Source organism: Geodermatophilus sp. SYSU D01180, assembly GCF_054050415.1.
In genome coordinates, this window is the sequence record NZ_JBJGZH010000012.1 from 88,025 (window position 1) to 109,593 (window position 21,569).

Consider the following 21,569-nt stretch of genomic DNA (forward strand, 5'->3'; position numbering starts at 1 on the left):
GCGTGCGCCGGGACCCGCCGGGCGGTCAGGACGTGACGGCGCACTGCCCGCGGTCGGCACGGACCGGCCCCGACGCCGACGGCTTGACGTCGAAGTCGAAGATCGCCGTCGGCAGGTACAGCGAGCAGCAGGCGTTCGGGATGTCGACGACCCCGCTGACGCGGCCCTCGATCGGCGCCGAGCCGAGCAGCAGGTAGGCCTGCTCGCCGGAGTACCCGAACTTCTGCAGGTACCGGACGGCGTTGAGGCAGGCGTTGCGGTAGGCCTGCGTCGCGTCCAGGTAGAGGTTGCGGTCGTTCTCGTGGTCGACCGAGACCCCGATGAAGGTCAGGAACTCCGAGTAGCGGGGCTCGACGTTGCCCGGGATGAACACCGGGTTGGTGGTCACCCCGTAGGTCTCCATGCCGCCCTTGATCAGGTCGATGTGGAAGTCGATGAAGCCGCCCATCTCGATGGCGCCGCAGAACGTGATCTCGCCGTCGCCCTGGCTGAAGTGCAGGTCGCCACCGGAGAGCTTCGCACCCTCGACGTGCACCGGGTAGAAGACGCGGGAACCGCGGGAGAAGTTCTTGATGTCGTGGTTCCCGCCGTTCTCCCGCGCCGGCACGGTGCGGGCACCGTCCCGCGCGATGGCGTCCAGCACGTCGCCGGACGCCGTCCCGCCGAGGGTCTGGTCCTCGTGCGGGAGCAGCGCCAGGGCGGGCACGCGGTCGGGGTCCGTGTCGGCCAGGGCCTTCTCCCGCCGGTTCCAGCGGGCGAGCAGGTCGGCCGACGGCGCGGTGCCGAACAGCCCCGGGTGGGTCAGGCCGGTGTAGCGGACGCCCGGGATGTGCCGGGAGGTCGCGACCTGGCCGTGGAAGTCCCAGATCGCCTTGTAGGCGTCGGGGAAGTAGTCGGTCAGGAAGCCGCCGCCGTTGGCCTTGGCGAAGACGCCGGTGTAGCCCCAGCCCTGGCCGGGGGCGTCGCCGTGCTCCTGCGGCGCCTGGACCGGGCCGAGGTCGAGGATGTCCACCACCAGCAGGTCACCGGGCTCGGCCCCCTCGACGCCGATCGGGCCGCTGAGCATGTGCGCCCGGGTCAGGTCGACGTCGCGGACGTCGTTGGCGGAGTCGTTGTTGCCGATCTGGCCGTCGGTCCACTCCCGGCACTCCACCCGGATGTCCTGCCCGGGCCGGACCATCGTGGCGACGGGTACGTCCGGGTGCCAGCGGTTGTGCCCCGGGACGGCCTGGTCACGCATGGACTTGGCCTGGTCGACGGTGAAGACGACGTCTGGCATGTCCCCCACACTCCGATCTGCGTTGACGGGAGGGCCGGCCCGCGTCCACGGGCCGTTCGTGGCGGCTCCGCGCGGGAGCCGGGGAGGCGACGGCGGCCCGGCCCGGGGGCCGCCGCGCGGGCTGGTCAGGGACGGGGCAGGGCGCTCCACCGGGGGTCGCGCGGCACCGGGCGGCGGGCGGCGGGCGGCACGGCCGTCGTCACGGCGGGCGCGTCGGCGCTGGCCTCCTCGCGCGACCGGGCCGCGGCCAGCGGCGCCGGGGTGCGCGCCAGCAGCGGGGCGGTGTAGACGCGCCACCCGGTGTCGCCGCACGAGGGGCACCGCTCCGAGGCCTGCGCGGTCCCGATCGGCCGCCGCACCTCCCACGGGCCGCACGCCGGGCACCGGTACAGGTAGGCCGCCATCTTGGCCTCCGCGGGGAAGTCGGGACCGGTCGGGAGCGGGCGACGCTAGTGACGGGCCCGGACGGACCGGAGGGACCTTCGACCCCGGCGGTGGCGCGCCGCCACGGGCGGCCCCCGGACGGTGACCGCGGGTGGGGTCAGCGGACGGCGTCCTCCGACGGCGCCGCGGAGCCGCCCTGCGGGGCCTCCGCCGTCATGATCCGGACGACCTCCGCCCGGTCCGCGGCCGAGGGCAGGCCCCAGCCGGGCTCGTAGCCGTAGACCTCGGACAGCGGCCGCGACGCCGTCCGGCCGGTGAGCACCTCCACCGAGCCGGTGTCGATCAGCCCCGGGTGCTCGACGCCGCACGCCTCGGCCACCTTGAGCAGGTCCCGGCGCAGGGTGGCCACGTAGTTGGCCAGCCGCACCGACTTCAGCGCCGGGTCCAGGCCGTGCGCCAGCCACGCGTTCTGGGTGGCGACGCCGGTCGGGCAGGTGTCGGTGTGGCACTTCTGCGCCTGGATGCAGCCGATGGCGAGCATCGCCTCGCGGGCCACGTTGACCGTGTCGCAGCCGAGCGCGAAGGCCACCACCGCGTTGTCGGGCAGGCCCAGCTTGCCGGCGCCGACGAAGGTGACCTGCTCGGCCAGCCCCCGGCGGGCGAAGGTCGAGTAGACGCGGGCGAAGCCGAGCTGGAAGGGCAGCGACACCGAGTCGGTGAAGATCAGCGGCGCGGCGCCGGTGCCGCCCTCACCGCCGTCGATGGTCACGAAGTCCACGCCGCGGCCGGTGTCGGCCATGAGCCGGGTCAGCTCGTCCCAGAAGACCAGGTCGCCGACGGCGGACTTGATCCCCACCGGCAGTCCGGTCTCGGTCGCGAGCAGCTCCACCCAGTCGAGCAGGCTGTCGGTGTCGGTGAACTCCGCGTGCCGGGACGGGCTGACGCAGTCCACGCCCTCGGGCACCCCGCGCGCGGCGGCGATCTCGGCGGTCACCTTGGCCGCCGGCAGCACGCCGCCCAGGCCCGGCTTGGCGCCCTGGCTGAGCTTGACCTCCAGCGCCCGGACGGGAGCGGACGCCACGAGGTCCTTCAGCCGCTGCAGGTCGAACCGCCCGGCCTCGTCGCGGCAGCCGAAGTAGGCGGTGCCGATCTGGAACACCAGCTCGCCGCCGTGCCGGTGGTGCACCGACAGCCCGCCCTCGCCGGTGTTGTGCAGGCAGCCGGCCAGCGCCGCGCCGCGGTTGAGCGCCTCGACCGCGGCCCCGGACAGCGAGCCGAAGCTCATCGCCGACACGTTGACCACCGACGACGGCCGGAACGCGTGGGCCCGCCCGCGCGGGCCGCCGAGCACCTTCGCCGAGGGGATCGCGACGTCGGCCGCCGAGTGCGGGTGCGACGGCGGGACGGCGCGGCCGAACGTGCGGTGGTTGATGACCGGGTAGCCGGCCGTGTACTCGAGGTCGTTGTCGGTGCCGAACCCGAAGTAGTTGTTCTCGCCCTTGGCCGAGGCGTACACCCAGCGCCGCTGGTCGCGGGTGAACGGCCGCTCCTCGTTGTTGCCGGCGACCAGGTACTGCCGCAGCTCCGGGCCGATCGACTCCAGCAGGTAGCGGGCGTGGCCGATCACCGGGAAGTTGCGCAGCAGGGTGTGCTCCCGCTGCGCCAGGTCCCGCGCGGCCACCGCCGCCAGTGCCCCGAGTCCGGCCACCGCGGCCCGTGCCGCACTCCTCATGACCCCGCTCCTCCCGCGCCGTTGCGCACCCCGGGCCGACCCCGGACAGCCATGGTGGGCCGCCCGGGGTCCGGGGTCTACAGGAAGAGGCTGAGCACGAGCGCGAAGACGAACCCGAGCGTCCCGAGCAGCGTCTCCATGACCGTCCAGGTCTTCAGCGTCGTCTTCTCGTCCATCTGGAAGAACCGGCTGACCAGCCAGAACCCGGAGTCGTTGACGTGGGAGAGGACGGTGGCCCCGCCGGCGATCGCGAGGACGATCAGCGCCAGGTCGATGGAGGACAGCCCGCTGCTGGCCTCGACCACCGGCGCCATGAGGCCGGCGGTCGTGGTGAGGGCGACCGTCGCCGAGCCCTGCGCCACCCGCAGCAGCACGGAGACCACGAACGCGGCCACGATCACCGGCAGGCCGATGTCGCCGAGGACGTCGGCCAGCGCGGTGCCGATGCCGCTGGCCCGCAGGACGCCGCCGAACATGCCGCCGGCGCCGGTGATGAGGATGATCGCGCAGACCGGGCCCAGGGCGCTGTTGACGATCGACTCGACCTGCGCGCCGCTCTCCCCGCGGCGCCGGCCGAGCACCACGATCGCGACCAGCACGGTGATCAGCAGCGCCACCGGGGTGGCGCCGAGCAGCTGTCCCGCGCGCACGACGAACGACGTCTCCTCGAGCGCACCCGCGGTGGCCAGGGTGGTCAGCCCGGTGTTGAGGAAGATCAGCACGAGCGGGAGCAGCAGGATGCCGACCACGGTGGCGAAGCGCGGCGGCGCCGGGCGGGTGACCGTCCCGGTCCGGAGTCCGCCGGAGGCACCCGCGGTGCCCGGTGCGGTCCCGGCCACGGTGGGCTCGGGGGCCTCCGGGGCGGCGCCGGCGTCCGGCTCGTCCTCGGACGGCGGCACCGCGACGTCGAAGCGCCGCCCGGCCCACAGGCCGAACAGGTAGCCGCCCAGGTACCAGGTGGGCAGGCCGACGAGCAGCCCGAACACCAGGACCAGCCCGATGTCGGCCCCGATCAGCTCGGCCGCCGCGACCGGCCCCGGGTGCGGCGGGACGAACGCGTGCATCACGGCGAAGGCGCCGGCGACCGGCAGGCCGTAGGTGAGGAGCGAGCCGCCCAGCCGGCGGGCGACGGTGAAGACGATGGGCAGGAAGACGACGAGCCCGGCGTCGAAGAAGATCGGGAAGCCGAACAGCAGCGCGGCCACGCCCAGGGCCAGGGGTGCCCGTCTCTCCCCGAACCGCCCGATGAGGCTGTCGGCCAGCACCTGCGCCCCGCCGCTGTGCTCGAGCAGCCGCCCGAGCATCGCCCCGAGGCCGACCAGCAGCGCGACGTTGGCCAGGGTCCCGCCGAACCCCTCGGTGAGCGTGGTGACGACGTCCTCGAGCGGGATCCGCGTGACCAGCGCGACCAGCAGGCTGACCAGGATCAGCGCCAGGAACGCGTGCAGCTTCAGCTTCATGATCAGGAACAGCAGGACGCCGACGGCTGCCGCCGCGATGAGCAGCAGCCACCCGGCTCCCAGAGCCGGTTCGACCTCGGGCATGGGGTCCTCCTGGGGTTCAGCCCTCGTCGTCGAGGGCGTCGAGGGTGCGCAGGACGTCTTCGAGCGCGCGGGTGGACCGCTCGACCAGCGGGCGGGTGTGCCGGTAGAGGTCCGCGGCGGCCGGGTCGGGCTCCACCGGGTCGGAGACGCCGACCAGCGCGGTGGCGGCGTCGAGGTCGGGCAGCGCGCCCAGCGCGTGCAGGCCGAGCAGGCAGGCGCCCAGCCCCGTGCCCTCCGGGGAGTCGGCGACCCGCACCGGCAGGTCCAGCGCGGCGGCGAGGGTGGACACCCACAGCGGCGAGGCCACCGCCCCGCCGGTGGCGCGGACCTCGGTGACGGGCAGGCCGGTGGCCGAGAACGCGTCGCGGACCAGCGCCAGCTGCTGGCACACGCCCTCGACGGCGGCGCGCACCAGGTGCCCCCGGCGGTGCTCGCGGCGCAGCCCGACGTACGCCCCGCGCAGCCCGGACCGCCACCACGGCGCCCGCTCCCCGAGCAGGTAGGGCAGGCACAGCAGCCCGGCGCTGCCGGCGGGCACCGCGGCGGCCTCCTCGAGCAGCCGGGCGTCGAGGGCGTCGGCGTCCTCCCCCGCGACCCCCTCCCCCTCGGCGAACGCCTGGGCGGCCCAGCGCACCGCCGAGCCGCCGTTGTTGACCGCGCCGCCGACCACCCACTGGTCGTCGGTGAGCGCGTAGCAGAACAGCCGGTGCGCGGGGTCCACGGTCGGCGCCGGGACGACGACGCGCATCGCGCCGCTGGTCCCCAGCGACACGGCGGCCACCTCGGGACGGACCGCGCCGATGCCGAGGTTGGCCAGCACGCCGTCGGAGGCGCCGAGGACCAGCGGGGTGTCCGCGGGCAGGCCGGTGGCCGCGGCGACCTCCGGGCGCAGACCCTCGAGCACCGTCGTCGTCGGCAGCACCTCGCCGAGCTGCCCGGGGCGGACCCCGGCCAGCTGCAGCGCCTCGGCGTCCCAGGTGCCGGTGCGGATGCCGTAGAGGCCGGTCGCCGAGGCGCAGGCGCGGTCGAGGACCTGCGGCCCGCCGCGCAGCGCGGAGACGACGAGCTCCTTGACCCCGCCCCAGCGCGGCACCGCGGCCAGCCGGCCGGGCTCCTCCCCGCGCATCCAGGCGAGCTTGAGCAGCGGGGACATCGGGTGCACCGGCGTCCCGGTGCGGGTGTGCAGCCCGCCGGCGCGGCCGTCGGCGCGCAGGGCCTCGGCGAAGCCCGCGGCGCGGTCGTCGGCCCAGGTGACGACGGGGCCCAGCGGCCGGCCGTCGTCGTCCATGGGGACCAGGCCGTGCATGGCCGCGGACAGGCAGATCCCGATCACCCGGTCGCCGCGCTCGCGGGCGGCCCGGCTGACGGCGGCCAGCGCCCCGACGGCGGCGTCGGCGAGCCGGTGCGCGTCGAGCTCGGCGCGGCCGGGGGCGGGCACCGACAGCGGGTAGCCGACGCTCACCAGGTCGCGCACCCGCCCGTCGGTGCCGGCGGTGACCGCCTTGGTCGCCGTCGTCCCGCTGTCCAGCCCGACCACGACCTCCATGCGGGCGATCCTGCCGACAGCCGCGGGGGGCCGCGAACTCAGCGCTGGATCTCCACCAGCAGCACCCAGGCGTTCAGGCAGGACGCCGCGATCCCGCCGACCAGCGTCCCCACCAGCCAGTAGAGCCCGCCGCCGGCGCCGAGGGCCAGCGACGACGCCGCGGCCAGCAGTGCGCCGGCGGGCAGCAGCACCGGGACCGCCGCGCGGACCCGCCGGCCTCGCGCGGCCTCGGCCCCCGCCGGGACCCGTACCAGCTCGGCCGCGCCGCCGGCAGCGAGCAGGACACCGGTGCCGGCGAGCTCGGCGGCGAGGGCGGCCACCGGCTGGCCGGGGACGAGGACGAAGACGCCCGCGGCGAGCAGCCCCACCAGCAGCACCAGCGTGGCCGCGGCCCGGCGGGGCAGCTCCGGGAACGCGAGGACCCGGTCGAGGTTGATGGAGACCGCGACGAACAGCAGCCCGGTCAGCGCCGCGGTCGCGCCGACCGCCGCGACCGCCAGGTCGTGCCAGCTCTCGGGGCTGTAGGCGTCGGGACCGGGAGCCTCCACGCCGCCCGATCCTGGCGCACGGGGCGCCGGGGCGGCGTCCCCCGCGCAGCGGTCAGCGGTAGGCGGACCCACCGCGCAGCCGGGCGCCGACCGCCGTCACCAGCGGGGCGAGGACGACGCCGTCGCCGGCCAGCCGCGCCCGCAGCGCCCGGCGGTGGCGCAGCACGCCCACCAGGCCGATCGCCCAGAACAGGTACTGGACGGCGAACGCGGCGCGGAAGGCGCCGAGGTCGTAGGCGGTGGAGGCGCCGGGCGTGAGGACGTCGAGCACCGCGCCGATCGCCAGGATGGTCAGCAGCGAGGCGACGAAGCCGCCGACGTTGACCACGCCGCTGGCGCTGCCCTGCCGCTCGGCGGGGTTCCAGGTGCGGGCGTAGTCGAAGCCGATCATCGAGCCGGGGCCGTTGGTGCCGAGCACGACGACCAGCAGCACGAGCAGCCACAGCGGCGCGCGGCCGGGCCAGAGCAGGACGACGGTCCAGGTGGTCGCGGTGACGGCGAGGATGCCGAGGACCAGCACCGAGCGGCGCAGCGGCCAGCGCCCGCACAGCCGGCCGAGCAGCGGCCCGACCCCCATGCCGACGACGACCAGCAGCGTGAGCAGCCCGGCCGCCGTCGCCGGGGACAGCCCCTGGCCGACGACGAGGAAGGGATAGCCCCACAGCAGCGCGAACACCGTGCCGGAGAACTGGGTGACCAGGTGGGTGTAGAGACCGATCCGGGTGCCGGACTCCCGCCAGGTCAGCGCCAGGTTGCGGCGCACCTCGGCCAGCCCCGCGGGGGTGGCGGGCGCGACGCCGGGCGGGGCGTCGCGCAGCGTGGCGAGCACCAGGACGACGACCAGCACGCCGGCCGCCGCGGCGCCGAGGAAGGTGCTGCGCCAGCCGGCGGTGTGCAGCAGCGCGACCAGCGGGTAGGCGGCCACGACCTGCCCGAGCTGGCCGAGGATGCCGGTGAGCTGGGTGACCAGCGGGACGGTGCGGCCGGGGAACCAGAAGCCGATCACCCGCAGCACGCTGATGAACGTCATGGCGTCGCCGGCGCCGACCAGCACGCGGGCGGCGACGGCGGTCGGGACGTCGGTGGCCAGCGCCAGCACCAGCTGGCCCACGGCCATCGTGGCGCCGCCGGCCACGATCAGCCGGCGCGAGCCGAAGCGGTCCAGCGCCACCCCGACCGGCACCTGCAGCCCGGCGTAGACCGCCAGCTGCAGCACCAGGAACAGCGAGACCGCCGACGCCCCGGCGGAGAACCGCTCCTGCGCCTCCACCCCGGCCACCCCGAGCGAGGCGCGGTGGAACACGGCGACCACGTAGGCGGCGAGCGCGGTGAGCCAGACGGCGTAGGCGCGCAGGGGGGTGCGGGCGGCGGTCGGCGGCGTCACCTGGTGGACGACGCCAACCATCGGCCGGGTGTTCCCGCGGCCGCGGTGAGCCGCCTCACGGCGCGCGCCCGAGCGCGGCCCGGACGGGGGGTGCCCGGCCCTACGATCGGGAGGTGGTCGCAGCACTGGTCTCCCCCGAGGACCTGACCGAGGACGACGCCCACCGCCGGGTGCGCATCCTCCTCGCGCTGGCCACCTGCATGGCCGAGAAGGGCTACCGCGCGACGACGATCTCCGACATCGCCCGCGAGGGCCGGGTGTCCAAGACCGTCGTCTACGCGCACTTCCGCGACAAGGAGCACTGCCTCCTCGAGCTCTACACCCGCGCCACCGACAAGATGCTCGCCACCGTGCACGCCGCGCAGGACCGGGCGGCCGCCGAGGGGTTGGCCTGGCGGGACCGGCTGCGGTCGGCCGTGCGGGCCTACCTGGAGGTGCTCGCCGCCAACCCGGAGGTGGCCTGGGCGGCGCTGGTGGAGGTGCAGGCCGCCGGCCGGCACGCGCTCACCCTGCGGCGGCAGGTCATCGACCGCTACGTGGAGCTGATCTGCGGGGTCGCCGCCGAGATGGCCGAGCGGTACCCCGACGAGGTGCGGGCGGTGGACCGCGCGCTCGTCGTCGCCGCGGTCGGCGGGCTCAACGAGCTGATGCTGGCCCGGGTCGAGCGCGGCGAGGCCGGCTCGCTGGCCGAGGACACCGACGTCGCCACCGAGGTGCTCGTCGGTCTCGTCGCCCGCCGCTGAGCCGCCCAGCGGGTCACCCGCCACCGGGATACCGCGCGGTACCGGCGGGATCTACGCTGCCCCGGGACCTGGCTCACGGGGATCGGAGGCCCATGACCACAGCGGCGGACGTCGGGACCGACTCCGCCGGGGACGCGTCGCCCGCGGCCGACCGGCGCCCGGTCCTGTCGCTGCGCGTCGAGCGCGAGGCGCTCGTCCCCGCGCTGGCCGCGCTGCTGGTGACCCTGTCCCTGGCCGCCCGCGCCTGGACGGCGGCCGGCGGCTGGCTGACCCGGCAGGACCTCCTCCCCGCCGCGCAGCTCCTCGGCCTCATCCCCGAGGTGCCCGGCCCCCCGGGCGCCGCGGCGCTGGCCGGCGGCGTGGCGTCGGTGGCGCCGTACGCGTGGGCGGGGCTGGTCACGCTGATGCTGGCCGGGCAGCTCGCCGTCGACGTGCTGCTCTACCGGCTTCTGGTCGACCTGTTCGGCCGCCGCCCGGCCGTGCTGCTGCCGCTGACGGTGTACCTCGCCAGCTCGCTGACCCTGGTCGGCGGGCTGTGGTGGAGCGCCGCATTGGTGCAGCTGCCGGTGCAGCTGTGCATGCTCGCCGCGCTGACCGGGCACGTCCGCGCGCTGCGCACCGGCCGGCCCGGGCCGGCGGTGGCCGGCGGGCTCGCCCTCGCGGCCGGGCTGCTGTTCACCGGCTGGGTGCTGCTGGTCCCGCTGCTGCTGCTCGCCGCCACCCTCCTGTGGGGCACGACCGGCCTGGTCCGCGACCGGCTGCGCGCCCTCGGCGCTCGGCCCGCCGCCTGGGCGGCGCAGGTCGCCGGCGTGGCCGGAGGGCTGGTCGCCCGCCTGCTGACCGGCGCCGGGCCGCTCGTCGACGGCGCCGCGCTGCGCGGGGCCGCCCCGGGGCTCGGCGGCGAGGTGACCCGGACGGTGCTGCCCGGCCTGGTCGGCGGCCCCTGGGTCTGGCGGCCCGTCGCCCTGCCGTTCGCCGTCCCCGCGCCGCCGCAGGCGCTGGTGGTGGGCGCGGCGGCCGTCGTCGCCGCGGTGGTGCTGGGCAGCGTCGCGCTGCGGCGCGGCGCGCTCCGCGCGTGGGCGCTCACCGCCGTCGCCGGGGCGGTCGTCCTCCTCGCCGAGGCCGCCGCGCCCGACGGCCCGGCCGTCACCGGCGGGCTGCCCGCGGACACCGTCCCGCCGGCCACGGTCGCGCTGCTCGCCGCCCTGGGCCTGGCGCTGGCGACGCTGCCGGTCCGCGGCGCGCCGCCGGTCCTGCGCCCGCGGACCGCGCGGCTGCCGGCCCGCCGGCTCGCCCGCCCGGCGCTGGGCACCGCGATGGCCGCTGCGCTCGCCGTCGGCTGCGTGCTGTCCACAGCCGGGTTCGCGCAGCACTGGTCGGTCAACGCCACCCGCGACTACGTCGACGGCGCCCGCGGCTCGGTCATCGGCCGGCCGGACCTGGTGCTCGCCGACACGACGGTGCCTGAGGACGTCGTCCCGGCCGCACTGGCGCCGGCGAACCGGGCGTCGGTGGTGCTGTCCGGCCTGCCCGCCCAGCCGCACTTCCAGTCGGTCGGGGAGATCGCCTACCAGCTCGCCGCGCTCGACGACCGGGGCCGCGGCCAGCTCGCCGCCGTCAACCCCGTGAGCACGTCGGAGGCCGGCCCGGTGCCCGACTGCGGCTGGCGGGTGGCCGAGGGCCCGGTGACCGTCCCGCTGGAGGAGCCGGTGCCCGACGGGCGGTGGGTGGTGCAGGTCGCCTACATCGCCGGGGCGGGCAACGCGGTCGCCGTGCAGGCCGGCGGCACGGCCGGCGGCGCGCTGGTCGGCGCCGGGCTGCACGACCTGTTCCTGCAGGCCGAGGGGCCGGTCGGTGAGGTCGTCGTCACCGTCGACGACCCGTCGGTGCCGGTCTGCGTGGGCGCGGTGACGGTGGGGACGCCCCGCCCGCTGACCCCGGGCGGGGGCTGAGCGCGGTGCGCTACCCGGGTCTCAACGGCCTGCGCGCGTTGGCCGCGCTCGCCGTGGTCACCACCCACGCCGCGTTCTGGAGCGGGTCCTACACCCCCGACCTCGGCGGGTTCGCCCTGGCCCGGCTCGACGTCGGCGTCGCGGTGTTCTTCACGCTGTCGGGCTTCCTGCTGTCCCAGCCGCTGTTCCGCGCCGCGGCCGAGGGCCGCCCGGCCCCGCGGACCGCGGCCTTCCTGTGGCGGCGGGCGCTGCGCATCCTCCCGGCCTACTGGCTGTGCGTGACGCTGGCGCTGCTGTTCCTTCCGGGCAACCAGGACGCCACCCCCCACGACTGGCTGCGGTTCCTGACCCTCACCCAGATCTACTCCCGCGACTGGCACGCCGAGGGCCTCGACCACGCGTGGAGCCTGTGCACCGAGGTCGCCTTCTACCTGCTGCTGCCGCTGCTGGTCCGCGGCCTGCTGGCGGTGTGCGGCGGGTGGCGCCCGGCCCGGCTGGTCGCCGCCCTCGGGGTGCTCTCGCTGCTCGGATCCGTCTGGAGCCTGTGGGCGGCGAGCGACCCGCTGGTCCTCGCCTCGCTCACCCTGTGGCTGCCGGCCTACCTGTCCTGGTTCGCCGCCGGCATGGCCACCGCGATCCTGACCGTCTCGCCGCCCGGCTGGGGGCCGGTGCGCCTGGTGCACGTGCTGGCGTCGAGCCCGTGGACCTGCTGGGCCGGTGCCGCGGCGCTGTTCTGGGTCGCCGCGAGCCCGCTCACCGGCTCGGTGGAGATCGACCAGCCGCTGACCGGGGCGCAGGTCGTGGTCAAGCACGCGCTCTACACCGGCGTCGCCGGCCTGGCCCTGGTGCCACTGGTGTTCGGCGACCAGACCACCGGCCGGGCGCGGCGGTTCCTGGCGAGCCGGCCGATGCACTGGGCCGGCGAGACCTCCTACGGCGTCTTCCTGTTCCACCTGCTGCTGCTGGTCACCTCCTGGGACCTGTTCGCGCACCCGCTGCCGGTGGTCCTCGGCGGGACGCTGGTCGTCTCGGTCGCCGCGGCGGCCGTCTCCTACCGGTTCCTCGAACGGCCGCTGGTGGAGCGGCTGCGCCCCGTGGTCCCGGACCGGCCGCCGACCCGCCCCGCCGACCGGGCGGTCGCCCGGGATGAGGACGAGGCGAAGACGCTCGCCCCGTGACGCCGGGTCAGTCCGCGGCGCGCGGCCGCGGCCACCGGACCCGGGCCGCGGGCAGCACCACGGCGACCACCGCCGCGAGCGCGGCCAGCGCCAGCACCTGCCGGGCGGTGCCGGTCCCGTCGGGCACCGCGAGCAGCAGGACGCCGGCGACCGCCACCGCCCCGGCGGCCGCGCCCCCGAGCACCGCCGCCCGCCAGGTGCGCGCCGCTCCCCCGGCCAGCACCGCGACCGCGAGCAGCCCGAGGCCGACGACCCCGCCGGCCAGCGCGGTGCCGGCGACGGCGGCGAACACCACGAGCGCCTGCGCGCCGCGGCCGCGGCGCCCGGGGGCCGGCACGGGCCGCGGCCGGCGCACGGGCAGGACGGCGAGCAGCACCAGCAGCAGCACCGCCGCGGCGCCGGCGATGAGCGCGGCCCGGTAGGCCGTGCCGGGGGTGAACTCCAGCGTCACCGTCCCGGCTGCGCCCGGCGGGAGCACGTAGCCCTGTTGCCACCCGTCCACGGCGACGGCCTCCAGCACCGCGCCGTCGAGGGTCGCCCGCCAGCCGGGGTTGGTGTTCTCCGGGACGACGAGCAGCGTCGGCTCGTCCCGGTCGGCCACCCGCACGGCGCGGTGCTCGGCGTCCCAGCGCGTCACGGCGGCCGCCGCCCGGCCGGGCGCGGTGCCGGGGCCCGCCGCGGCGAGCGTCGCCGAGCGGACGGCGAGCAGGTCGGTGCCGGTGGCTCCCAGCCGGTGCTCGCCCGCCGCCAGCGCGACGCCGGGGTCGTCGCAGAGCTCGAGGTCCAGCTCGTCGAGGGCGCGCAGCGCGCCGACCGTGGTCCGCACGGTGGTCTCCCGGCGCTCCCCGTCGACGGTCACCACCGGGCCGTCGCCGCACGGGACGGTGACCTCTGCGCCGGGGTCGAGGGGCTGCGCCGGGCCGCCGGCCTCGAGCTCGCTCACCCCGACGCCGAGCGGCGTGACGAAACGGGTGACCGGGTCGAAGGTCTGCAGCTCCAGCGGGAGCTCGAAGCGCACCTCGAGCCGGTCGGTGGTGACCGGGGCGAACCGCGCGGTGCCGTCGTCGTCGAGGGCGATGGTGCGCGGCAGCCCGCCGGTGAGGAGGGTGACCGCCGTCGGGAAGGAGGCGGCCAGGCCCGGGGTGGTGACCACCCGCAGCGAGTCGACCGTGCGCGGCGCGGGCCAGGTGAGCGTGAGCGTCGGGGCGTCGTCGCCGGCCGCGGCCCGCCAGGCGGTCGCCGGGTCGCCGTCGACGGCCGCCAGCGCGCTCGCCCGCGGGTCGGCGACGGCGGTGCTGCTGGCGGTGGCGCGGACGCCTGCCCCGCCGGCGTCGGCGAGCAGCGCGTCCAGCGCCGGGCCGGGGCGCGGCCGGGCGGTGAGCGCCAGGTCGGCGTCGGTGGGCGCGGGCGCGGTGAACACCCGGTCCAGGCCCGCGGGCTCCTCGGCGGCCGCGGCGAGGACGGCGGCGCAGCGCGGGTCCCCGCCGGCGTCGACGACGCAGCCGGAGGCGGTGCCGTCCGGGCCGAGCGCGTCGAACGCCCAGGCCGCCACCGCGCCGTCGGGTGCGGGGGTCACGAGGGAACGGGTGACGGTCACGCCCGGCAGGTCCACCTCGGCCAGCGCGAGCCCGTCGCCGGGGTCGCCGTCGGCGGGGTCGGCACCGATGGTGAGCGTCCGGGTGGTGCCCGCGGGCAGCGGTAGGTCCTGCGGCTCGGCGGTCGCGCGCAGCGGCCGGGTGACGGTGCCGGTGTCGGTGGTGAGCCGGACGACGGCCGGCGGGTCGTCGGCGGTGTCGGCGGCGAGGGTGATCGTCACGCCGGCGGCGCGGAACGGGGCGTCGGCGGTGACCCGCCACCATGAGGCGCCCTGCCCGCCGTAGGCGAGGGCCGGCCGCCAGGTGGTGGCCGGGTCGCCGTCCAGGGCGGCCCACGGCGCGGCGGCCGGGTCGGAGCCGCCGAGGGCGCCGGCGTCGGACGCCGAGCTCGACGCGCTCGGGGTGCCGCCCGCGTAGCGCGCGACCGTCTCGGCCTGCGCGGGGTGCTCGACCCGGTAGTCGCGGGCGGGGCCGGTCAGGCGCCGCGGGTCGTCCGGAGACAGCGCGGCCGACGCCGCGCCGTCGATGCGGCCGAAGGTGCGCTCGCGGCGCACGAGGGCGTCGCTGACCATCGCCGGCCCGGCGCCGTCGGGGGCCGCGCCGGCCTGCACGGTGGGCCGGCCGGTGACCAGGCCGCGGTCCTCGAGGGCGAGCAGCGCGTCGGGCCCACCGGCGACCACCGCGGCGTCGGCCAGCGGCGCGGTCCACGCCCGAGGCGCGGGGTCCTCGACGGCGTAGACCTCGACCGCGGGCGCGGGCTCGACCAGCCCGGCGTCCAGGGTGATCCCGTCGAGGTAGGGCACCTCCGGGACCGCCGGCCCGAAGGCGGCGACCGGGGTGATGCCCGGCGAGTCCCGCAGCGCCTGGCGCACCACCACCGACCGCGCCGACCCCGCGACCCCGGTGTCCAGGTCGTTGCGCAGCACGAGGTGGGAGAAGCCGGCGCGGGCGAGGAAGCGGGTGAGCCCCGCCGAGCCCTCGCCGCGCTCGAGCCGCCGCTGCACGGCGTCGAGGACGCGGATGTGCCCCTCGGGTGTCAGCGGGATCGCGTTGCGGACGTCCCACGGCGAGTCCGCCAGCGGCTGCAGCGGCTCGTCCTGGGGGCTCCCCCACGCGTAGGTGCCGAACGACGACGCCGGCACCAGCAGCGCGCGGCCGGCGGGTTGCTCGGCGGCCAGGTACCGCGCCGCGTCCGCCCAGTACCCGGGGACCTCCTCGAAACCGGTCGGCGGCGCGAGCCGAGCCGCGAGCGCGGGCGAGACCGTGGCGGCCAGCGCAACCACCACGACCGCGAGGACGGCGCGGGCCAGCAGCGTCGCCGGGTGCGGCCAGCGGTCGGGCCACGCGGGCACCCACTCGGTCACCCACGCCGGCCGGCGGCCGGGGCGCTGCCGGGACCGCCGGGCGAGGACGCCGACCAGGTGCGCCAGGGCCAGCGCCAGCGGCAGCCGCAGGACGAGGTCGAACTTGTGCACGTTGCGCAGCGGCGCCAGCGGGCCGTCGAGGGCGGCGTTGAGCGGGGCGGCGAGCAGCCCGTCGACGGTCGCCAGGTGGCCCAGCGTCACCAGCGCGACCCCGCTGAGCAGGCCGAGCACCAGCCAGGTGTGCGCGGGCAGGTCGCGGCGGGCCAGCGCCCACAGGCCGGCCGCGGCGAGGACGAGCGTCCCGGCCGCCGGGAGGGCCTCGGCCACCAGCGTCCAGCCGGCCGGCCACAGCGGCCCGGTCGCCGAGCCGAGGTACGCCAGCCAGTGGTCGGTGCCGCGCAGGACCGACAGCACGTCGGTCGGCGCGGTGGTGACGTCGGCGTTCTCGATGTAGTCCAGGAACGGCGGGCTGTACCGGCCGAGCAGCAGCAGCGGACCGGCCCACCAGGCGGTGGCCAGCAGCACCGCGCCGGCCCACCAGGCGGCCAGCCGGCGGCGCAGCGGCCCGCCGGGCCGGGTGAGCAGCCAGAGCACCGGCAGCGGGAGGACGGCGGCGGCCGCCACCGCGTTGACGCCGCCGGCGCAGAGCACCGCGAGGCCGGACAGGGTGGCCGCCCGCCGCGGCGAGCGGGCCGCGGCGACGCCGACCAGCGGCACCAGCACCCACGGCGCCACCGCCATGGGCACCACCTCGACCGAGGTGGCGCCGAGGGCGGTGACCATGCGTGGGGCGAGCGCGTACGCCAGCCCGCCGGCGATCCCCGCGGCCGGCGTCCCGATGCCCAGCCGCCGGGCCAGGACGACGACCCCGAGGAAGGCGGTGCTCATCAGGAGCGCCCACCACAGCCGCTGCACGACCCAGGCCGGCAGGCCTGCCGCGTCGCCGAGGGCGAAGACCGGGCCCATCGGGAACAGGTAGCCGTAGGCCTGGTTCTGCACCTGCCCGGCGAAGCCCTCGGGCTCCCACAGCTGCAGGACGCGGCCGAGGAACCCGGCGGGGTCGACGGCGAGGTCGAGCTTGGTGTCCGGCACGACCCGGCCCGGCGCCTGGGTGAGCGCCAGCCCGAGGAAGGCGGTGCAGACGATCGCCAGCCGCAGCCGCCGCAGCAGCGCCGTCGAGCCGGGGCCCCGCGGCGGACGGTCCGGCTCCCGCGACGCGACCGAGCCCGCCGGGGCGGTCTCGGCGGGCTCGGTCGTCGGCGGAGCGGCGGTCACGACCCCGGGTGGGGGTCACGCCGGCGGTCGGGCGTCACTTGGCGAAGGACACCGGGGCGGTCGGCGGGGCGGCGGCCGTGGTGGGGGCCCGGTGCGCGCCCCGGTCCCCGCGCAGCAGCACGGCGCCGGCGACCAGCAGCAGCACGCCGAGCCCGGCGACGGCGAGCGGCAGGGTCCGCTGCACGAGGGTGATCTGGTCGCGGGTGTCGGCGGCGTCCGCGGCCGCATCGCGCAGCCCGTCCTCGGTGGGGCCGAGCTCGGCCGCGAGCACCGTGACGCCGGTGTCGCCGCTGGGGCCGCGCAGCACCGTCACCGGGCTCTCGACCGAGCTGACGATCTTGCCGCTCACCGGCTCGACCAGGATCTCCCGCTCGCTGCTGAAGACGACGTCAGCGGTTACGGTCGCATCGCTCGACTCGCCGGCCAGGCTGCCGGGGACCTCGATCTGGCGGATCACGGTCTCGGGGACCGACTGCAGGAACCGGTAGACCTCGACGCCCTCGACCTCGTCCTCGCCGTCGTAGCGGGCGGTGACCGCCTCGCCGACGTTGCCGTTCCACACCTCGTAGTCCTGCTGCCGGGTGTCGAACGGGAAGGTCAGCGTCAGGCCGTCGATGTCCTCGCTGGCCGCGCCGCAGTCGACCGCCTCGGCCGTCTTGCGGTCGAGGCAGTTGACGACCTCGGTGGGCTCGGTGACCAGCGTGCCGTCGGCGGTGGTGATCGTGGTGCCGGAGGCCCAGACGGCGACGTCGTCGGAGGCGTCGGGTGAGTCGGCGTCGCCCTGGACGGTCAGCCGCGCGGTGACCTCGCCCTGCGCCTCCTCCAGCTGCTCCATGTCCAGGTAGGTCGCCTCCTCGTCGACGACGGCCCGCGACGCCTCTTGGTCCAGGGGCAGGGTCACGAGGGTGGGCGCCAGCACCAGGCGGATCGCGAGCGCCGCACCGAGGCACAGCGCGCCCAGGGCCAGCAGCACGAACCCGAGGACACGACGACGCATGCGGGGACCTCCTCGACCGAGCGACGGCTCCACAGGCGTCGCAGCGCGGTCACATTACTGTCGGCTACACCACACGCCAACACCGGTCGGTTCCGGACGGTACCGGTCCCCCGATCGAGGGGGGTACGGGCGCGTACCGGCGTCGATAACGCCCGTTACCGGCCGTCACGCACACGTCCGGCGGAGCACCAGGACGACGTTCCAGCTGGCGAGCTCCCGCAGTCCCGGCACGCGCGCGACCCACGCCGCCCACCACGGGTGGTAGCGCGGGTACACGGCGACGAGCTCGGCGTCCGGGCAGCGCCGGGCCCAGCGGACCGCCGCCCCCGCGGAGACGGCGAACAGCGACTCCCCGAACCGGTTCTTCGGCTCGTGGCCGGTGCGCCGCCGGTAGCGCCGGCGGGCCCGCGCCCCGCCGAGGTAGTGCCAGGGCGCGGTCTCGTGGCCGCCCCACGGCGACAGCCACGGGGTGAACGACAGCAGCACGGTGCCCCCGGGGCTGGTCACCCGCACCATCTCGTCGGCCATCACCCACGGGTGCCGCACGTGCTCGAGCACGTTGGAGGAGTAGCAGACGTCGACGGCGCCGGTGCGCACCGGCAGCGCCTCGCCGCTGCCGCGCACCGTGCCGGGCTCCGGCTCGCCCCGCGCGGCCATCTCGCCGGCGTCGGGCTCCAGGCCGACGTAGCGGGCGCCGGCCGCGCGGAAGGCGGCCGAGAAGTACCCCGGCCCGCCGCCGACGTCGAGGACGGTGGCCCTGGCGAGGTCCGCGTGCCGGGCGAGCTGGCGCACCGAGTCCTCGGCCAGGACGCCGTAGAAGGAATCGGGATCGGTCTGCTCGCGCAGGAAGGCGCGGAACAACCGCACCGACCGCCGCAGCGTGGCCGTCCGGTCCATTTCCCGTGTCTCTCCTCAGCGCCGGAAGGACCGCCCGTTCGGGCGGGTGGAATGGCTGGTACCCGTCTGTATCGTGCCGCGGGTGATCCGCGTCTCCCCCCGGCGTCCGCCCGTCGACGTCCTGTTCGTCAACTGGCGCGACCTCGGCCACCCGGAGGGCGGCGGGTCCGAACGGTACGTGCACCGGGTCGCCGAGGGGCTCGCGGCCGCGGGGCTGCGGGTCGAGATGTTCTGCGCCGCCCACGACCGCGCCCCCGCCGAGGAGGACGTCGACGGCGTGCACGTGGTGCGCCGCGGCGGCCGGCTCGGCGTCTACCCGCGGGCGCTGCTGCACGTCCTGCGCTCGCGCGCCCGGCTCGTCGTCGACGTCCAGAACGGGCTGCCTTTCTGCAGCCCGCTGGTGACCCGCGCGCCGGTGACGGTGCTGGTCCACCACGTGCACCGCGAGCAGTGGCCGATCGTCTTCGGCCGGGTCGGCGGCGCGGTGGGCTGGTGGCTGGAGTCGCGGGTCGCGCCGTGGGTCTACCGGCGGTCCCGGTACGTCACCGTCTCCGAGGCCACCCGCACGGAGCTGGCCGGGCTCGGCGTCGCGCCGGCGCGGGTCGCCGTCGTGCCCAACGGGGTGGAGCCCGCGCCGCCGGTGGCGGTGCGCCGCTCGGCGACGCCGCGGGTGGTGGTGCTCGGCCGGCTGGTCCCGCACAAGCGGGTCGAGCACGCCCTCGAGGTGCTGGCCCGGCTGCGGCGGCAGCGGCCGGACCTGGTGCTGTCGGTCGTCGGCGAGGGCTGGTGGGAGGACCGGCTGCGGGCCGAGGCGGAGCGGCTGGGCGTCGCCGACCGGGTCGAGTTCCACGGCTTCCTGGACGAGCCGGCCAAGCACGCGGAGCTCGCGCGGGCGTGGCTGCAGCTGTGCCCCTCGGTCAAGGAGGGGTGGGGCCTGGTGGTCACCGAGGCCGGCGCGCACCGGACACTGACGGTGGGCTACCGGTCCTCGGGCGGGCTCACCGAGTCGGTGCTCGACGGCCGCACCGGCGTGCTGGTCGACGACCTCGACGAGCTCACCGAGGCGGTGGACCGGCTGCTGGCCGACCCGCTCGCGCGGTCGGCGATGGGCGCCGCGGCGGCCCTGCACGCGGCCCGGTTCGACTGGCCGTCGGCGGTGCGGGGCTGGGCGCGGGTTCTGCGCGGGGTCCTGGCGGGCGTGCCGGCGCCCGCCGCTGCGGGCGCCGGCCGGGGGTCAGCCGCGGGTGCCGTAGTCCAGGACGTCGATCGACTGCTGGTCGCTCTGCTCGACCGCGGAGCTGTCCGGGTCCACGGCGGCCGAGACGCCGGCGACGGCGGCGGCGCCGATGCCGGCACCGGTGCCCAGGGACAGGAGCACGGCCAGGAGGGTCTTCACGCGGGCACTCGTTTCCTCGGGGGGCGACGTCGGAGCGGGACCATAGACGCCGCGAGCGTGATCCACAACGCAGCCCCGGCCACCGCGCCCAGCGCGGCGCCGTGAGCGACCCCCACCGCGACCGCCCGCGCGGCCGCCGGCCGGGGTCCCGGCAGCGCGCCGGGCACGCGGTACAGCCGCAGGTCGGCGCCGTCGACGACGAGCGGCAGGTCCCCCACGGCGGCGGGCACGGCCGGGCCGGGCGTGTCCCGCTCGACCAGCACCCAGCCGACGCCGAGCCGGGCCAGCGCCCGCGCGTCCCCGGCGGCGGCGAGGGCCTGCGCGGCGCGGGCGTCCTCGCCGTGGACCGGCCGGCCGTCGACGACCAGCGTGTCGTCGGCGAGGACCGGCCGGGGCAGCCAGCGGGCCGCGGGGTCCAGCTGCGGGCGGTTCCCGTTCCAGCCGAACGCGCGGTAGGCGCCGGCGGGCAGGACCAGCACGTCGCCGGGCGCGGGGTCCTCGGCGAGCACGGTGCGCACGGTCTGCCAGTCGGCGGGCCATGCCACCGGCTGCAGCCGGCCGCCGACGCCCCAGGCGAGGTCGGGGACGGCGACCAGCGGCAACAGCGCGGCCGCGACGGCGACCGCCCCGGCGGCCTGCCCCGGCAGGTGCGCGCGCACGGCCGCGACCGTGCGGCGGGTGCCGAGCCCGGCGCCGACCGCGAGCGGCAGCGCGAGCCAGGCCGCCCACTTCTGCGCGTCGCGCAGCAGGCCGGCCCCGGGCACGCCGGCGACCGCGGCCTCGAGCAGGTCCCGCGTGCCGGGCAGGACGCCTGCGACGGCGAGCAGCAGGCCCGCGGCCCCCAGTCCGAGCAGCCGGCCGCCGCCGTCCGCGCGGGCGGGCCGCGGCCCCCAGCCCGCGGCGGCGAGGGCGAGCAGCAACGCGGTGACCAGCGGGGCCAGCGCGGACGCGCGGCTGCCGGGGACGGCCGCGCCGTTCCAGATGCCGCCGGTGCCGAGGACGGCGACCACGGCGCCGGCCCAGTTCTCGCCGCGGGCGGCGAAGGCGGCCACCCCGGACGGGTCCGACGTGCCGGCGGCCGGGGCGAGGAGGCCGGCCACCACCCACGGCGCCGAGAGCAGCGCGACCGCCGCGAGCCCGCGGACGGCGCCGCGGCGGCCGGTGCCGGCGAGCACGGCGCCCGCCGCGAGCAGGCTGCCGGTGGGGGTGAGCGCGGCCGGCGCGACGGCGAGCACCAGCCGGGGCAGCGCCCGCGGCTCGCCGGCGCGCAGCCGCAGCGCGGCCCGCACCACCCAGGGCAGCGCGGCCCACGCCACCAGCAGCGTCCACTGGCCGATGAGCAGCCGCTCGGCGAGGTAGGGGCTCCAGCCGTAGACCAGCCCGGCGACCGCGCCGGCCGCGCCGCGGCGCCCGTCGTCGCCCGGAGGCACCAGCCGCGCGGCGCCGAGCACCGCGGCGTAGACGGCCAGCAGCAGCACGGCGGCCTGCACCAGCGAGCCGGGCAGCACCGCGGTCAGCAGGGCCGCCGCACCGTCGGCGGGGACCGCGCGGGGCAGCCCTCCGGACAGGCCGAGGGCGTCGAGGTCGAGGTCCTGGCGTGGCACGAACACCATGTCGGCGAGCAGCACGTAGCCCGGCGTGAGCACCGGCGCGGTCACCAGGAGCGCCACCGCGGCGGCCAGCGCGCGGGCCGGCCACGGGGAGCGGTCGGGCGCGGTGACGGGATCGACGGCGGGGTCGACGGCGGTCTCCACG

The 21,569-nt window shown here is 77.5% G+C and carries 15 protein-coding genes; 4 read left to right on the plus strand and 11 right to left on the minus strand.

The annotated features are described in order from the left end of the window. Positions 1-25: 25 nt before the first annotated feature. From fmdA to ACI8AA_RS13120, 7 genes are all read right to left on the minus strand, one after another. Positions 26-1,279 (minus strand): formamidase, encoded by a 1,254-nt coding sequence (gene fmdA / locus ACI8AA_RS13090; protein WP_457044844.1) that lies wholly within the window; start codon positions 1,277-1,279, stop codon positions 26-28. Between the two features lie 125 nt (positions 1,280-1,404). Further along, positions 1,405-1,683 (minus strand): FmdB family zinc ribbon protein, encoded by a 279-nt coding sequence (locus ACI8AA_RS13095; RefSeq protein ID WP_457044845.1) that lies wholly within the window; start codon positions 1,681-1,683, stop codon positions 1,405-1,407. A gap of 137 nt (positions 1,684-1,820) precedes the next feature. Beyond that, positions 1,821-3,395, minus strand: a complete 1,575-nt coding sequence (locus ACI8AA_RS13100; RefSeq protein ID WP_457044846.1) for an FMN-binding glutamate synthase family protein — start codon at positions 3,393-3,395, stop codon at positions 1,821-1,823. 77 nt (positions 3,396-3,472) lie between these two features. After that, entirely contained in the window at positions 3,473-4,939 is a 1,467-nt protein-coding gene (locus tag ACI8AA_RS13105; RefSeq protein WP_457044847.1) for a GntP family permease, read from the minus strand. A 16-nt stretch (positions 4,940-4,955) separates the two neighbouring features. Further along, positions 4,956-6,485 carry a gluconokinase gene (locus tag ACI8AA_RS13110; RefSeq protein ID WP_457044848.1) on the minus strand — a complete coding sequence of 510 codons (1,530 nt, stop codon included), beginning with the start codon at positions 6,483-6,485 and terminating at the stop codon, positions 4,956-4,958. A gap of 38 nt (positions 6,486-6,523) precedes the next feature. Beyond that, positions 6,524-7,033, minus strand: coding sequence for a hypothetical protein (locus tag ACI8AA_RS13115; protein WP_457044849.1), 510 nt, complete (start codon positions 7,031-7,033; stop codon positions 6,524-6,526). 52 nt (positions 7,034-7,085) lie between these two features. After that, positions 7,086-8,417 (minus strand): MFS transporter, encoded by a 1,332-nt coding sequence (locus ACI8AA_RS13120; RefSeq protein ID WP_457044850.1) that lies wholly within the window; start codon positions 8,415-8,417, stop codon positions 7,086-7,088. Between the two features lie 113 nt (positions 8,418-8,530). Here ACI8AA_RS13120 and ACI8AA_RS13125 point away from each other — a divergent pair, with 113 nt between their 5' ends. The 3 genes from ACI8AA_RS13125 (at position 8,531) to ACI8AA_RS13135 (ending at position 12,290) form a co-directional block, all read left to right on the plus strand. Then, the gene (locus tag ACI8AA_RS13125) at positions 8,531-9,160 is read left to right on the plus strand and encodes a TetR/AcrR family transcriptional regulator (protein WP_457044851.1); all 630 of its coding nucleotides are present in this window, start codon (positions 8,531-8,533) and stop codon (positions 9,158-9,160) included. A 92-nt stretch (positions 9,161-9,252) separates the two neighbouring features. Continuing rightward, positions 9,253-11,112 (plus strand): hypothetical protein, encoded by a 1,860-nt coding sequence (locus ACI8AA_RS13130; RefSeq protein WP_457044852.1) that lies wholly within the window; start codon positions 9,253-9,255, stop codon positions 11,110-11,112. A gap of 5 nt (positions 11,113-11,117) precedes the next feature. Next, positions 11,118-12,290, plus strand: a complete 1,173-nt coding sequence (locus tag ACI8AA_RS13135) for an acyltransferase family protein (protein ID WP_457044853.1) — start codon at positions 11,118-11,120, stop codon at positions 12,288-12,290. A gap of 7 nt (positions 12,291-12,297) precedes the next feature. On the opposite strand, the gene ACI8AA_RS13140 is transcribed toward ACI8AA_RS13135, so the two are convergent. The 3 genes from ACI8AA_RS13140 to ACI8AA_RS13150 all read right to left on the minus strand — a co-directional run bounded on the left by ACI8AA_RS13140 (position 12,298) and on the right by ACI8AA_RS13150 (position 18,418). After that, complete coding sequence (locus ACI8AA_RS13140; protein ID WP_457044854.1) at positions 12,298-16,524, minus strand: alpha-(1->3)-arabinofuranosyltransferase domain-containing protein; 4,227 nt, start codon at positions 16,522-16,524, stop codon at positions 12,298-12,300. Between the two features lie 34 nt (positions 16,525-16,558). Next, positions 16,559-17,521 carry a porin PorA family protein gene (locus ACI8AA_RS13145; RefSeq protein ID WP_457044855.1) on the minus strand — a complete coding sequence of 321 codons (963 nt, stop codon included), beginning with the start codon at positions 17,519-17,521 and terminating at the stop codon, positions 16,559-16,561. Positions 17,522-17,686: 165 nt separating this feature from the next. Beyond that, positions 17,687-18,418, minus strand: coding sequence for a methyltransferase domain-containing protein (locus tag ACI8AA_RS13150; protein WP_457044856.1), 732 nt, complete (start codon positions 18,416-18,418; stop codon positions 17,687-17,689). A gap of 82 nt (positions 18,419-18,500) precedes the next feature. Between ACI8AA_RS13150 and ACI8AA_RS13155 the strand changes: the two genes are divergently transcribed. Further along, positions 18,501-19,919 (plus strand): glycosyltransferase family 4 protein, encoded by a 1,419-nt coding sequence (locus ACI8AA_RS13155; RefSeq protein WP_457044857.1) that lies wholly within the window; start codon positions 18,501-18,503, stop codon positions 19,917-19,919. On the opposite strand, the gene ACI8AA_RS13160 is transcribed toward ACI8AA_RS13155, so the two are convergent. Beyond that, a complete protein-coding gene (locus ACI8AA_RS13160; protein ID WP_457044858.1) occupies positions 19,811-21,568 on the minus strand; it encodes a hypothetical protein in 1,758 nt (585 codons plus the stop codon). The genes ACI8AA_RS13155 and ACI8AA_RS13160 overlap by 109 nt on opposite strands. Position 21,569: the final 1 nt, after the last annotated feature.